Origin of the sequence: Mesorhizobium sp. L-8-10, assembly GCF_016756635.1 — a bacterium.
In the GTDB taxonomy this organism is placed as follows: Bacteria; Pseudomonadota; Alphaproteobacteria; order Rhizobiales; family Rhizobiaceae.
Window position 1 is genome coordinate 4593509 of the sequence record NZ_AP023263.1, and the last position, 13450, is coordinate 4606958.

Here is a 13450-nt window from a genome sequence, read left to right on the forward strand (position 1 = left end):
CAATAGCCAAGATTTCAGGTGGAGGGCCCAGCCGGCATCAGTGCGGGCCATCTTGATCATGCACAATGTCGAAGACGGCGAAAGAGACGACTGTTCTTAACCCGGCACCACAGTATTCGTCTGCAACTGGCTGCTACTCACGTGATATCGGAGAACCTTATCGTCATCGGCACTGTTGCCAGCCTGCTGGCCGGACTCATGACATCGGTGGGAGCGCTTCCCGCACTTTTCGGCCGTCCGGTCGACACACGCTGGAACGACACGCTGCTCGGTTTCGCGGCCGGCGTGATGCTGGCTGCCTCGTTCTTCTCCCTCATCATTCCAGGGATAGAGCAGGCCAGCGGAGTTTTCGGCGGCAATACGCTGCCGGCCGCGGTGGCGGTCGCCGGCGTCCTGATCGGTGCCGGCACGATGGCCGCGCTCAACGAATGGATACCGCACGAGCATTTCTTCCAAGGACGACAAGGTCCCGTTGCCACCGAACTCGCGCGTATCTGGCTGTTCGTGCTGGCGATTGCCATCCACAATGCGCCGGAAGGGCTCGCCGTGGGCGTCGGTTTCGGCGGCGGCGACATGACGGCCGGTACGACTCTCGCGATCGGCATAGGGCTCCAGAACGCGCCCGAGGGGTTGGCCGTGGCCATGGCGCTGTTGTCGGTCGGCAACTCGCGAATTCGCGCGTTCGGCGTTGCGAGCCTCACTCGCCTGATAGAGCCGATGGCTGGACTGCTGGGCGCCTGGGGCGTCAGCCTTTCCCATCTGGCGTTGCCCTGGGCGCTAACGTTCGCGGCTGGTGCGATGATCTACGTCATCAGCCACGAAATCATTCCCGAGACGCACCAGCACGGCTACGAGAAGCAGGCGACGCTCGGCCTGACCATAGGACTGGCGGCCATGATGTTTCTGGATGTGGCCTTCGGATGACTCCACATGCCGGCGCCGGTAATGAAAGATACGGACGGCGAGCAGAGCCAGACGGTCGGTTCGGCCACCTCCTTCTGGCATGCCGATGGGCCTTCTTCCGCTCGAGGGCAGAGGTGGCTCAGTTTGTCTGAACAGTTTGGCGGGGTTTCTTAAGTGGATTTCCGCCTCTGTCATGCCGCGGCCGGGATTGGCTGCGGCGTGTTGAAGTAGGCCTGATCCGGGGTGCGCCGGTCAAGCGATGAATGAGGCCGTCTGGCATTGTAGAAGGTCAGATAGCGGCCGATGGCCGCCCGCGCCTCCGGCACGTTGGCATAGGCATGCAGATAGACCTCCTCGTATTTGATGCTCCGCCATAGCCGCTCGACGAAGACGTTGTCCCGCCAGGCGCCCTTGCCGTCCATGGAAATGGCGATGCCGGCGTTCTTGAGCACCGTGATGAAGTCGCGGGCGGTGAATTGGCTGCCCTGGTCGGTGTTGAAGATGTCGGGCTTTCCGTATCGGGTCAGCGCCTCCTCGACGGCTTCGACGCAAAACGCCGTCTCCAGCGTGATCGACAGCCGCCACGACAAGACGCGACGGCTGAACCAGTCGACGACGGCGGCCAGATAGACGAAGCCGCGTGCCATCGGGACATAGGTGATGTCCATCGCCCACACCTGGTTGGGCCGGGTGACGGGCAGGTTGCGCAGGAGATAGGGATAGACCGTGTGCCCCGGCGCCGGCTTTGAGGTGTTGGGACGACGATAGAGCGCCTCGATGCCCATCTTCGTCATCAGCGTGGCGACATGACGCCGGCCGACGCAATGGCCCTCCATCCTCAAGAGCCCCTGCAACATCCGGCTTCCCGCGAACGGGTAGTCGAGATGCAGTTCGTCGATGCGGCGCATCAGGGCAAGATCGACGGCGCAGACGGGCCGCGGCAGGTAGTAGACGCTGCCACGGCTGATCCCCAGCACACGGGCCTGGCGGGTCAGGGAAAGGGCGTGCTTGCGGTCAATCATTTCCTTGCGCTCAGCAACCCGGCCTTGCTGAGCGCTCCCTCTAAAAAATCGTTCTCCAGCGTCAGTTCGCCGATCTTGGCGTGCAGCGTCTTGACGTCCACGCTCGCAGCCGGCTCGGCCTTCGCCTCGCCGCCAAATACGCCCGATGCACCCTCCAGGAGCTGGTCCTTCCATTGCTTGGCGCTGTGGTTTCGGCGGGGTCGTCTCGTCATGGTCTCTCCTGTTCCCGGCTTCTATGCCGTGTCCAGGCAGAAATTCCACTTATAACCCTTGTTCAAATTTCCCGAGCCGGCTCTGGCACAGGGTTCGCACGTTGGGTCTCACGCTTTTCCGGCCATGCCGCTGCGGCCTGCATGCGATCGAACGTGCGGCTCTCTCGATGAAGGGTCTTTCGGTCGCACGTTATTGGCAGTTGTGCCTGATGCGACTTCCGCCTGGACGAGCGTGTGCTCGCCTTGGCGGGGCGGCTGCGTGAACTCTATGTGGCGCCGAAGGCCCGATGAGTGATCTCGCCGCTATTCTCGGGAGATGGACGTCGCAACGGTCCGGAGCAGGGAGGCTGACACCTCACAGTGCGAGATATCTGTTTCGGAGCTCTACGGCGTTCGAAATCGAGAGCTCGGCTGCGACAGACCCGATCGGCAGCGCGATCATGAAGGCCACTGCCCCCGTGATGGACTGGGCGGACTGACTGGCCCGAAAAAGTGCATGGAAATCAGTTGTCAAGTCCAAGTTGCTTGCGTTCCAGCTGCAGCACCGGTGGGGTTGCCGGATCGTCGCTCTCTTGTGGCTGCCGATCACCGGCCCCGATAATCCCCGCGGTCAAAAGTCCACCAACGGCGTGTCCGGCATCTGGTGTTCGAACAGCATCCAGAACGGCGCTCCTCGGGTTTCGGCATACCACTGCTCGAAACTCGCGAGTGCCTCGTGGACATCCTCCGTGGCTTTGTCGTCGCCCGCTTGTGCCCGGAACATCGCCAGCGCGACCGAGCCGAAATGCGTGATCACCTGCGAGCGCGCCTCGCTGTCGGAGTTCCAGCCGAGGCGCATGCGCAAGGCGGCGAACGCGCTTGCCACGGCGACCTCCTCGCTGTCGGCCGATGCCATGGCCTGGGCGACGGCCTGCATGATATTGAGCCGCCTGAAGGCGAATGCGCGTGCCTGCTCGAGCGCCGCAATCTGCTTGGCGGCTTCCCGCCGGAAGCTTCCCTCGGCGACCTTGGCGGCTTCGGCGGCCGTCTTCAGTTCAAGCAGAAAGCGCGCCATCGTCGATCGCCTTCACGAAGATGGCGGAAGAGAGTGGGAGTCGAACCCACCAAGGACCGGCTCACGGCCCCTCCCGGATTTGAAGTCCGGACGCCCCACCGGGGACGATGCTCCTCCAGAAGCTTCCACCGTCGTCGGTTCATTATCGGCCGGGCAGTGAAACAGGTCCAGCCGGTGCCTGTTGACGCGCCTGAGATCGCCGCGCCGTATCGTGACGCCATGCCGGTCCAGGAATTCGAGAATGTGGATGGCGACCTTGCGTCCGCTGCCCGCGCGGTCTCGAAACCGGGCAGCGTTGAACTGTCCGCCCGGCTGTGTCATCGCCAGGTCGCGAACAATCTCGACGATCTCGGCCAATGTCGAACGCAGGAAGAAGTGGTCATGGGCGACCTCGTGCACTTTCCCAATGCGGCCGGTGAGCTTCAGAAGCCGGCGGATTTCCGTTTCCGGCCTGGCCAGCATTCCGGCGATGTCACGCACTCTCGGCGGGTGGAAACGCCCAGGGCCGTCGAGCATCCGTTCGACCTCATGCCACAGGGCCTCTTCGTTCGGCGCGAGACGGACCTCATGACCCGGAAGCCGCACCCAGGCACCCTCAAGGGCAAGCTGGCCCATGCGCGCGAGACCGCGAAGGGCGGCGGCAAATGCCGGTGCCGGAAGGTGCGGCTCGAGCTGGAGACGTAGCCTTTCCATGCCGATGCCCGGCAAATCCGGGTTGTCGGCGTGAAATGTCTCCAGCTTTGCGGTGAGCTCGCGTTTGAAATGTGCCCAGCGCATGGGTGATAGCACGAAGAGCGTCGCGCCTAGGGGAATACTGACGAGGCCCAGGCGATCGACCAGGCTTTCCGTTTCGCGAGCGGTGAGCACCCGGTCGCGCGCGAAGGAACTGAGATCCAGATAGTACGGCGGCGCCTCAAGAAGCGCGCTAGCAGCCTCTTCAGGCGCCGGGATCGCATACGCTTCGAGCCAAGCCAGCCGCTCCGGTGCCCGGCGCTTCCGGCTCCGCGCCCTCAAATCGATAAAGCGTCCGCCGCCGATGGTCCGCTGCGCCGAGGTGTCGCGCACGACATAGGCGTCGCCGGCTGCAGCGGCGATCGGGCTGTCCAGGACCAGTTGAACCTTGGCCGCGCCGCCCGGTGGGATCGGATCGTCGCCGAGGAGTACGATCCTGGCTCCTACTTCGGCCGCGGCGTGATGGAGCCACACCGGGAACCATTGGCCGATCGGCCTGAGCTCTCTTGCCAGGACACGCAATCCGGCATCGATCCTGCCCGTCGGCGCATGAAGTTCCGGGTCGAGCACCACGTCTCCGCGCTCGATCGCCTCCTTGCTGATGTCGTCGCCGGCGAGGTTGAGGGCGCAGCGGTCTCCCGCCTTGCCGCGCTCGGCCGCTCGGTTCTGCGCATGAATCGAGCGGACCCGCGCATTCAGTCCCGATGGGCTCACCACGACATTGTCGCCAATGCCGACTGAGCCCGATAGGACCGTGCCGGTGACGACCGTGCCGATGCCCTGCAGCGTGAAACAGCGATCCACCGCCAGCCTGAAGCGGCCCGAAGCCTCGCGGCCGGCACTGCGCGCCGCCTCCTCGAACAGCCGATGTCGGATGTCGTCAACGCCCTCGCCGGTGACGGTCGAGGCATGGATCATCTCGGCCTCCGCGAGCGCGGTGTCCGCGAGCGCGGCGCGAATGTCCGCCGCAATGGCGGCGCGCTGCGCTGGCCCAGCCAGATCGGACTTCGACAGCACGACCAGCCCCCGCCTGATGCCGAGGAGATCGACGATAGCCAGATGCTCGCGTGTCTGCGGCATGACGCCATCGTCGGCAGCCACGACGAGCAGCACAAAGTCGATGCCGCTGGCGCCGGCGAGCATGGTATGCACGAAACGCTCGTGCCCCGGGACGTCGATGAAGCCGACAATGTCCCCGCCCGGCACCGGAAGATAGGCGAAGCCGAGATCGATCGTCATCCCGCGGGCCTTCTCTTCCCGCAGGCGGTCGGTGTCGACGCCGGTCAGCGCCTGCACCAGCGCTGTCTTGCCGTGGTCGACGTGCCCCGCCGTGCCGACGATCATGGTGCAATCTCTGGCAGCGGCGCCGCAGCGCGGCGTTGGGCCTCGGCGATTTGCTCTGCGTTGAGGGTAGCGTGCGCCGCCGCCATGTACCGGTTCGCAAGAGCGCTGCCGCGCGCCTGTGCGCGCAGCAGCCAGGCATAGGCTTCGACGGCATCAGCCGGCACGCCGGCGCCCAGATAGCAAGCTGCTCCGAGCATCGCCTGACCGTCCGCGTCCCCACCAGTCGCGGCCCGCCGCCACCAACGGACCGCCTCGCCAGCGTCGCGCGGCACGCCGAGCGCGTTGTGGTAGAGCATGCCGACGCGGGTCATGGCCGACGCGATGCCTTGGCCGGCGGCCGCTATCGCCCAGCGCCGCGCTTCGACGACGTCGGGCTCGATCACTTCGCCCTCGAGCAACATCCAGCTCAACATGTCCTGCGCCGGTCCATCGCCCTGCTCAGCGGCTGCCCGATAGAGCTCGGCGGCACGACCGTAGTCCTGCGCCACGCCCTCGCCGCGGAAATAGAGCGACGCGAGGTTACGCCGCCCGACGGCATCGCCCGCCTCCGCAGCCGGTGCGAGCCAGCGGAAAGCAAGTTCCGGGTCACGCTCGACACCGAGCCCCCCGGCGAAGCAGGCACCAATGTTGGTCTGGGCGCGGGCCACCCCGGCACGGGCCAGCGGCTCCCATATGCCGAGAGCCGTCGCATAGTCACGCCGCGCGGCGGCCTCAAGGGCGGTGGCCAGTTGCTCTGCCACCGATATCTGGGCGGGCCTGCGAGGACGGTCAAGCAATCGCATCGACATCTCGCGGAGAGAGGCCCGCCAGATTGGCCGCAAAGCCGGCCTCGTCTTCGAGGCAGCGCAGGTCGAGAACCAGCGCCCGTTTTTCGATCCGTCCGACCACCGGGACGGCCAGCGCTCGCAGCCTGGCCGCAAGCGCCTCCAGCGCCTGGCCGCTGCCCGATAACGGGTGGAGAGCGAGCCCGGCGCTGGGTAGGGTTTCGAGGGGCAGGGCACCTGACCCGATCTGGCTCCTGCACTCCACTACATCGACCGCAAATGCGTAGCCCAAGGCATTGGCGACCACAGGAGCGAGGCGTGCCGCCTGGGCGGCAATGTCGACGGCCGGTCGCGCCAGCAGCTTCAGCGTCGGAAGCCGCTCTGCCAATCGGTCAGGGTTGCGATAGAGCTTCAGTGTCGCCTCCAGGGCCGCGAGCCGAAGCTTGTCGATGCGGAGCGCCCGCTTCATCGGATTCCGGCCGATCTCAGCGAGCAGGTCCTTTCTGCCGACGATGAAGCCCGCCTGCGGCCCACCGAGCAGCTTGTCGCCGGAGAAGGTGACGAGGTCGGCGCCATCGGCGATTGCCTCGCGTACGGTCGACTCATGCGCCAGGCCATATAGGGAGAGGTCGACGAGCGTGCCGGAGCCGAGATCGTGGACGAGAGGCACACCGCCCGCCTTCGCGATCGAAGAAAGTTCGTGTGCCGAAACCTCCGCCGTGAAGCCCTCGACGCGATAGTTCGACGTGTGGACCTTGAGAACGAGGCCGGTCGCCGGGCCGATGGCTACCGAATAGTCCTTGGCATGCGTGCGGTTGGTCGTGCCGACTTCAATGAGCTTCGCACCCGCGCGGGTCATGATGTCCGGCATCCGGAAAGAACCGCCGATCTCGATCAACTCGCCACGCGATACGATCGCCTCGCGGCCGAGCGCCAGCGTGTTGAGCACCAGCAGCACGGCGGCCGCATTGTTGTTCACCACCGTCGCATCCTCGGCTCCGGTCAGCTCGCAGACGAGCGCGCGCAGATGATCATCCCGTTCGCCGCGTTTGCCCGTCTCGACGTCGAACTCGAGCGCCACTGCTCCGAGCGCTGCGGCACGCGCCGCTTCCATCGCCTCGTCCGCAACGAGCGCCCGCCCAAGATTGGTGTGCAGTACTGTCCCGGTCAAGTTGAAGACGGGGCGCAGCGACGAGCGCTCTACAGCTTTGAGGCGGGCGAGCGCGTCGGCGGCAAGATCGCCCGCCTCCGACGCCGCTGCCCCGACGCGACAGGCGGCGCGGGCCTTGTCAAGCGCTTCGCGGATGGCGTGCGTCGTGGCTTGCGGCCCGAAGCGCTGGACAGCCGCCGCGGCAAGCGGTGTCTTCAGCACACGATCGACTGACGGGAGATTGCGCAGGCGGCTGGAAGGCAAACCGGTCATCGCACCATCAGTAGCCGATCAGGAAGGGGTTGAACGATCCACGGCGATAGCCGCCCTCGCGAACGAGCAGGTCGAGGCCAAGCGTCGCCACGTCGTCGGCGACCGGGTCGAGAGCGGGATCCTTGTGCTGATGCAGGATCTTCACATAGCACCCGCAAGAATCGCAGGTTTCAGCTTTCACCGTGCCCGGCCCGCTCTCGATTTCCTGGTAGCCGATGCCCTTGGTGGAGCCGCAAAGCGTGCATTTGATGCGCACATGATTCCACAGCGTCCCGCAAAGCGAGCACGCGCAGAACCGCGCTCCGTGAGAGCCCTGCCAGCCGACGATGATCGAGGATACCGGCGGCCCGCCGCAGGCCGGGCACGCCCCATCGGCGATGGGAACCAGTTCGGAGGCATCAAGGCGAGCAGCGAGACGAGCGAAGTGAACCTGCAGGGCGGCCGCGACATAGACGTGATCGGCCAGCGTATCCATCGGCAACGCATCGGCGAGCACGTTGTGCACCATGCTGTCACGCTTTGGGGGAGAGGCCTGCTTCAAGCGCTCGAGCGCATCAGCCGCCGAAGCCGGCTTGCAGATTGCCGAGGCCGCGGCGACAAGGCGGTCGAGCGTTTCGACGGCAGCGTCGGGCGCAAGGCTATTGCGGTCGAGTGGCGGCATTGCGAAGGCACGCGCACGCTCGCGCGCCTGCGCATCCGGCATCTGAGGCTCAGGCAAGCCTGCCTGGATGTCGTGCTGGGCCTTGGCGAGGGCAGCAACAAAGCGAAGATATGGGCCGAGGTCATGGCTTGCCGCCAGCGCGTTCAACCGCTGCGCGCGGCGAGAAAATTGAAGCGCAGGCTCGGGGAGACGGACAAAGGGAGGAGCGGAGACTTCGCCGATCGCGGTGGGGTCGGAACCGGCCGGAGTGATTTGTCTTGGCATTTCAAACCTCACGAACCGCACGGGCCACGTGGTTGCCTGACCGGCGCACAAGATCATGCGCAAACACAAACTAGGGCGGGAAAGTCATCCCGCCAGTGCCCGCTCTATTCGGCGGGTTTCGATCCCGATCCTGATCCCTCGCCCGATCTCATCGTGACGAGTTCCCTCAACCATTTGCGATGATGCCGCCAAGCCCAACCACCGGTCACCCAGCCGCGCGTCATGGCGCGGATCGTGCCGCGCACCCAGATGGCCGCGTAGACGTGGATGATCCACACGCCAATGGCCATCACCGCGGCGATCGAGTGGATGAGCAGCGCCCATCGCTGCTGGCCGAGCGTGGTGTAAGCGGAGAAGTATTGCTCCCATATCACGAGGCCGCTCGTGATCAGGACGATGATCAGGATCGACATCGCCCAGAACACGAATTTCTGCCCGGCGTTGTACTTGCCGACCTCAGGAAGGTTCTCGTCATGAGCCGCGAGCACGTCCCGGACCCGAGCGAGCCAGGTGCCGTCCTCGCGTTTCCACAGGTTCGCCTTCCAGAACCGGATGAAAAGTCCGAGGAAACCGAAGAAGAGAACGACGCCGATCCACGGATGCAGGAAACGCACCCAAGGTCCGCCGCCGAACAGCCCGCTGAGGAAGAAGAGGCTCGGGTGGAACATCGACAAGCCGGAGATGGCGAGAAGCACCAGGCTCGTCGCGGTGATCCAGTGGTTGATCCGGGCGCCGACCGTGTAACGGTCGACCGTCACCGGCTTGCCGGGATGAACCGCATCGCCCCGGTGTACGTCATACGCGGCCATGGCCGTCGCCTTCCGTCAGTTCTTCGGCGTGCTCCTCATCGGTGTCGGAGACTCTGTTCGGCCCCATGACCAAATGGTGGAGCAGGCCGACGCCGGCCGCGACGCCGATCACAGTCAGGCCGGCATATTTGGTGATGCCTTTCCAAGCCTCGACCAGCGGACTGATCCTCGGCTCCTTCGGCAGGCCGGAATAAAGCTCCGGCTGATCGGCGTGGTGCAGCACGTACATCACATGGGTCCCGCCGACGCCCGGCGGGTCGTAGAGGCCGGCATTGGCATAGCCGCGCGACTTCAGATCCTTGATGCGGCCTTCGGCATGCTGCTTCATCTCTTCCTTTGTGCCGAAGACGATCGCCTGCGTCGGGCAGGCCTTGGCACAGGCCGGGCCTTGGCCGACTGCGATGCGGTCCGAGCAGAGCGTGCATTTGTATGCCGTATGGTCCACGCGGGAGATACGCGGGATGTTGAACGGGCAACCCTTGATGCAGTAGCCGCAGCCGATGCAGTTCTCATGGACGAAATCAACGATACCGTTCGAATACTGCACTATCGCACCCGGCGCCGGGCAGGCCTTGAGGCAGCCTGGATCGGCGCAGTGCATGCAGCCGTCCTTGCGTATTAGCCATTCGAGCTCGTTCGTCTCGGGGTTTTCCCACTCGCTGAAGCGCATCAGCGTGAACATGTCGGGCGTCAGGTCGGGCGGATTCTCATAGAGGCCGGCATTGAAGCCGACCTCCGGATGCGTGTCGTTCCACTCGATGCAGGCCGTTTGGCACGCCTTGCAGCCGATGCATTTCGAGACATCGATGAGCTTGGCGACTTCCGTCAGTTGCTGATCGGGAGCAGGGACGGTCGAAGCGGAGCGGCGGATGAGGTCCTTGTCGGAAAAGCGCGGCGCCGTGTCCGTGGTCGAAGGATTGGGAAGGGGAGGGAACATCGCTTGCTCCTCCTATGCCACCGGCCCTGGAGCGGGCTCTATGTTGACGAGGAACGCCTTGTATTCCGGCGTCTCTATGTTGGCGTCGCCGACATAAGGTGTCAGCATGTTTGGGCCGAAGCCCTTCTTCGCCGCTCCGGTAAACCCCCAATGCAGCGGAATGCCGACAATATGGACGGTCTTGCCATCGCAGATGAGCGGCCTGATCCGCTTGGTCACCACCGCTTTCGCGGTGACGGAACCGCGCTTCGACCAGACGCGTACCCAGCCGCCCTTGGTGATGCCCTTTTCGGCAGCGAGCTGTTCCGAGATCTCCACGAAGAACTCCGGCTGCATCACTGCATTGACGATGACGTGCTTGGTCCAGAAGTGGAAATGCTCGGTCAGGCGGTAGGAGGTCGCGGCATAGGGGAACTCATCCGAGCCCGGGTCGGCGAACTGCGCAAAATCGTCCTTGAACACTCTGGCCGCCGGATTGCCACGGATTTTTGGAGCGACCGGGTTCGCGATCGGCGACTCGAACGGTTCGTAATGCGCCGGGAACGGCCCGTCGCGCATCATGCCGCGGGTAAAGAGGCGCGAGACGCCCTCGGGATTCATGATGAACGGACCGACCTCGTTGGGCTTGGCCGTCGGCGCGATGTCCGGGACGTCGTAGCCCGTCCATTTCGCACCGTCCCACTCGATCACCTTGCGGCTGGAATCCCAGGCCTTGCCGCTTAGGTCCGCCGAAGCCCTGTTGTACAGGATGCGGCGGTTGGCGGGCCAGGAGAAGGCCCATTTCGGATAAGCGCCGGTCTCGTCTGGATCGGTCGTATCCCGCCGGGCCATGTTGTTGCCGTTTTCGTTGAAGCAGCCGGAATAAATCCAGCAGCCGCAGGATGTGGAGCCGTCGTCGCGGAGCGCGGCAAAGCCTGGCAGCAGTTTCCCGGCCTCGGCCAGCACCTTTGTCGGATCGGCCGTGTCGGTTACCTTGGCCAACGCCCTGCCGTTGATCTCCTGAGCGATTTCCTCGGCCTGCGGATCTCCCGGATCGGCATACGGCCAGCTGAGGTTCGCGATCGGATCGGGGAATGCGCCCCCTTCCTTCGCGTAGAGGTCCTTCAGGCGCAGGTAAATCTGCGCCATGATCCAATTGTCCGTCCTCGCCTCGCCGGGAGGCGTCCCGCCCGGCCAGTGCCACTGCAGCCAACGTCCGGAGTTAGTGAGCGAACCTTCGTCCTCGGCGAAGCAGGTGGACGGAAGCTGGATAACTTCCGTCTGAACTTGCGACGGATCGACGTCGTTGTACGGCCCGTGGTTCTCCCAGAACCGTCCCGTCTCCGTGTCCAGCGGATCCATGATGACGAGGAACTTGAGCTTAGAAAGGGCCTCGATCAATTTCTTCTTGTTCGGACCCGATTGCAGAGGGTTGAAGCCCTGGCAGATATATCCGTTGATCTTGCCCTGGTGCATCATGTCGAACGCGCGCAGGACGTCGTAGCCCGGCAGGTCGAGCTTGGGCAGGTAGTCGTAGGCAAAGTCATTCTCCGCCGTCGCAGCCTCACCCCACATCGACTTCTGGAAGCTGACGAAGAACTTCCTGTAGTTCTGCCAGTAGCTCATCTGGTTCGGCCGCAGCGGCTTGAAGCCGCGGGTCGACATATAGGCGGCGAAGTCCGGCTCCTTCTGCGTGGGCAGCGTCAGGTAGCCGGGCAGCAAGTTCGACATCAGCCCGACGTCGGTCAGCCCCTGGATATTGGAGTGGCCGCGCAGCGCATTCATGCCGCCGCCGCGAATGCCGATATTGCCGAGCACAAGCTGCAGCATCGCCATGGCGCGGATGTTCTGCGAGCCCTTCGAATGCTGCGTCCAGCCGAGCGCGTACATCGAGGTCATCGCCTTGGTCGGCGAAGAGCACTCCGCGACCATCCCGGCTACCTTCAGGAACCTGTCTTTCGGTGTGCCGCAGATGCGTTCGACCATTTCCGGCGTATAGACCGCGACATGGTTCTTGAGCAGGTTCCACACGCAGCGGGGGTTCGCCAGAGTATCGTCGACGACGGCGAAACCATCGGGTCCGATCTCGTAGTCCCAACTGGACTTGTCGTAGTCGCGTTTGGCCTCGTCATAGCCCGAGAAAAGGCCGTCCTGGTATGTGAAGCCCTCCTTGACGACATAGCTGGCGTTGGTGAACGCCTTCACATAGTCCCACTGCACCTTGTCGTTCTGGATGCAGTAGTTGATCAGTCCAAGCAGGAAGGCGATGTCCGTTCCCTGGCGGATCGGCGCATAGAGGTCCGAAACCGCGGCCGAGCGCGTGAATCGCGGGTCGACAACGATCAGCTTGGCGCCGCGGTTGGCCTTCGCCTCCGTGACCCATTTGAAGCCGCAAGGATGCGCTTCTGCGGCATTGCCGCCCATGATGACAACGAGATCCGTGTTCCTGATGTCTGTCCAGGAATTCGTCATTGCTCCACGGCCGAATGTTGGGGCGAGACTCGCCACCGTCGGGCCGTGTCAGACACGTGCCTGGTTATCGAACACCAGCATGCCCGCGCCGCGGACCACCTTGTAGGTCACGAACGCGGTTTCGTTGGTCGTCGCCGACGCGGCGAGGAAACCGGTGGTCAGCCACCGGTTGACTGTCACGCCGTCATCGTTCGTCGCGATGAAGTTCTGGTCGCGATCGTCCTTCATCAGGCGGGCCATGCGGTCGAGCGCGTCTTCCCAGGAGATCTGCTCGAACTTGTCCGATCCCGGCTTCCGGACCATGGGGTGCTGCAGGCGGGTCGGAGCCTTGACAAAGCCGAGCAGGGCCGAGCCCTTGGGACACAAGGTGCCGCGATTGGTCGGGTGGTCCGTGTCGCCCTCGATATGCGTGATCTCGGCCTGGTCGCCCTTCCTGAGGTCGCCTTTCGAATACAGGATTACGCCGCAAGCCACCGAGCAGTACGGGCAGGTGTTGCGTGTTTCCGTGGTGTTCGCGAGCTTGAACGGCCGTATCGCCGCCGCATGCGCGGCCTCGATATCGCCGAAGCCGAAAGCTCCAAGCGTAGTCCCGGCGAGACTCGCGCCTGCCGACTGCAGGAACGCGCGCCGTGAGAGTTCTACATTCATCTGGAATTCCTCCTGAATTCGATGCCCGCTAGGGCGTCCCGAACCAAGGGATACAAACGCCATTGTGAGCCTAATTGCCTCAATGTCAAACAAATGAAGGTAGGAAGCGCGTCGAAGTCGGCAAAATGGCTTTCACCTGCTTTTTCACGGCGATCTCCGGGTTTCTTACGGTATTATTGACTGGCAAATTCATATTTTCGTGCCCGGGAACGCGATTGACCGATGT

Annotated in this window: 9 protein-coding genes, 1 tRNA gene and 1 pseudogene; 1 reads left to right on the top strand and 10 read right to left on the bottom strand. The window is 64.0% G+C overall.

Features of this window, described 5'->3' with window-relative positions:
• The first annotated feature begins 141 nt into the window (after positions 1–141).
• Positions 142–924, top strand: coding sequence for a ZIP family metal transporter (locus JN280_RS21145; RefSeq protein ID WP_202304925.1), 783 nt, complete (start codon positions 142–144; stop codon positions 922–924).
• Positions 925–1094: 170 nt separating this feature from the next.
• Here the strand turns inward: JN280_RS21145 and JN280_RS21150 are convergent.
• The 10 genes and pseudogenes from JN280_RS21150 to fdnG form a co-directional block, all read right to left on the bottom strand.
• Positions 1095–2137, bottom strand: a protein-coding gene (locus JN280_RS21150; RefSeq protein ID WP_244741846.1) for an IS3 family transposase whose coding sequence is annotated in 2 segments (ribosomal slippage) — positions 1095–1963 and positions 1963–2137 — 1044 coding nt in all. Because the reading frame shifts where the segments join, the coding sequence is not laid out codon by codon here.
• Between the two features lie 610 nt (positions 2138–2747).
• Positions 2748–3191 carry a hypothetical protein gene (locus JN280_RS21155; protein ID WP_202304928.1) on the bottom strand — a complete coding sequence of 148 codons (444 nt, stop codon included), beginning with the start codon at positions 3189–3191 and terminating at the stop codon, positions 2748–2750.
• Between the two features lie 21 nt (positions 3192–3212).
• A tRNA-Sec gene (locus JN280_RS21160) sits at positions 3213–3308 on the bottom strand.
• Positions 3309–3434: 126 nt separating this feature from the next.
• A pseudogene (gene selB, locus JN280_RS21165) lies at positions 3435–5267 on the bottom strand (selenocysteine-specific translation elongation factor); the annotation flags it as partial.
• Positions 5264–6049, bottom strand: a complete 786-nt coding sequence (locus tag JN280_RS21170) for a tetratricopeptide repeat protein (protein WP_202304929.1) — start codon at positions 6047–6049, stop codon at positions 5264–5266. The pseudogene selB and the gene JN280_RS21170, both read right to left, overlap by 4 nt.
• Positions 6036–7454 (bottom strand): L-seryl-tRNA(Sec) selenium transferase, encoded by a 1419-nt coding sequence (selA, locus tag JN280_RS21175; RefSeq protein WP_202304930.1) that lies wholly within the window; start codon positions 7452–7454, stop codon positions 6036–6038. Before selA ends, JN280_RS21170 begins: the two co-directional genes overlap by 14 nt.
• Before the next feature lie 7 nt (positions 7455–7461).
• Positions 7462–8379: a formate dehydrogenase accessory protein FdhE gene (gene fdhE, locus JN280_RS21180; RefSeq protein ID WP_202314949.1), complete on the bottom strand. Its 918-nt coding sequence runs from the start codon at positions 8377–8379 to the stop codon at positions 7462–7464.
• A gap of 104 nt (positions 8380–8483) precedes the next feature.
• The gene (locus JN280_RS21185) at positions 8484–9188 is read right to left on the bottom strand and encodes a formate dehydrogenase subunit gamma (RefSeq protein WP_202304931.1); all 705 of its coding nucleotides are present in this window, start codon (positions 9186–9188) and stop codon (positions 8484–8486) included.
• Complete coding sequence (fdxH, locus tag JN280_RS21190) at positions 9175–10125, bottom strand: formate dehydrogenase subunit beta (RefSeq protein ID WP_202304932.1); 951 nt, start codon at positions 10123–10125, stop codon at positions 9175–9177. The genes JN280_RS21185 and fdxH overlap by 14 nt, the downstream gene beginning before the upstream one ends.
• A 12-nt stretch (positions 10126–10137) precedes the next feature.
• Positions 10138–13224 carry a formate dehydrogenase-N subunit alpha gene (fdnG, locus tag JN280_RS21195; RefSeq protein WP_202314951.1) on the bottom strand — a complete coding sequence of 1029 codons (3087 nt, stop codon included), beginning with the start codon at positions 13222–13224 and terminating at the stop codon, positions 10138–10140.
• Between the last annotated feature and the right edge of the window lie 226 nt (positions 13225–13450).

Coding starts and splice junctions, on each gene's coding strand:
- JN280_RS21155 (WP_202304928.1), bottom strand. CDS start 3,191: ATGGCGCGCTTTCTGCTTGAACTGAAGACGGCCGCCGAAGCCGCCAAG.
- JN280_RS21170 (WP_202304929.1), bottom strand. CDS start 6,049: ATGCGATTGCTTGACCGTCCTCGCAGGCCCGCCCAGATATCGGTGGCA.
- selA (WP_202304930.1), bottom strand. CDS start 7,454: ATGACCGGTTTGCCTTCCAGCCGCCTGCGCAATCTCCCGTCAGTCGAT.
- fdhE (WP_202314949.1), bottom strand. CDS start 8,379: ATGCCAAGACAAATCACTCCGGCCGGTTCCGACCCCACCGCGATCGGC.
- JN280_RS21185 (WP_202304931.1), bottom strand. CDS start 9,188: ATGGCCGCGTATGACGTACACCGGGGCGATGCGGTTCATCCCGGCAAG.
- fdxH (WP_202304932.1), bottom strand. CDS start 10,125: ATGTTCCCTCCCCTTCCCAATCCTTCGACCACGGACACGGCGCCGCGC.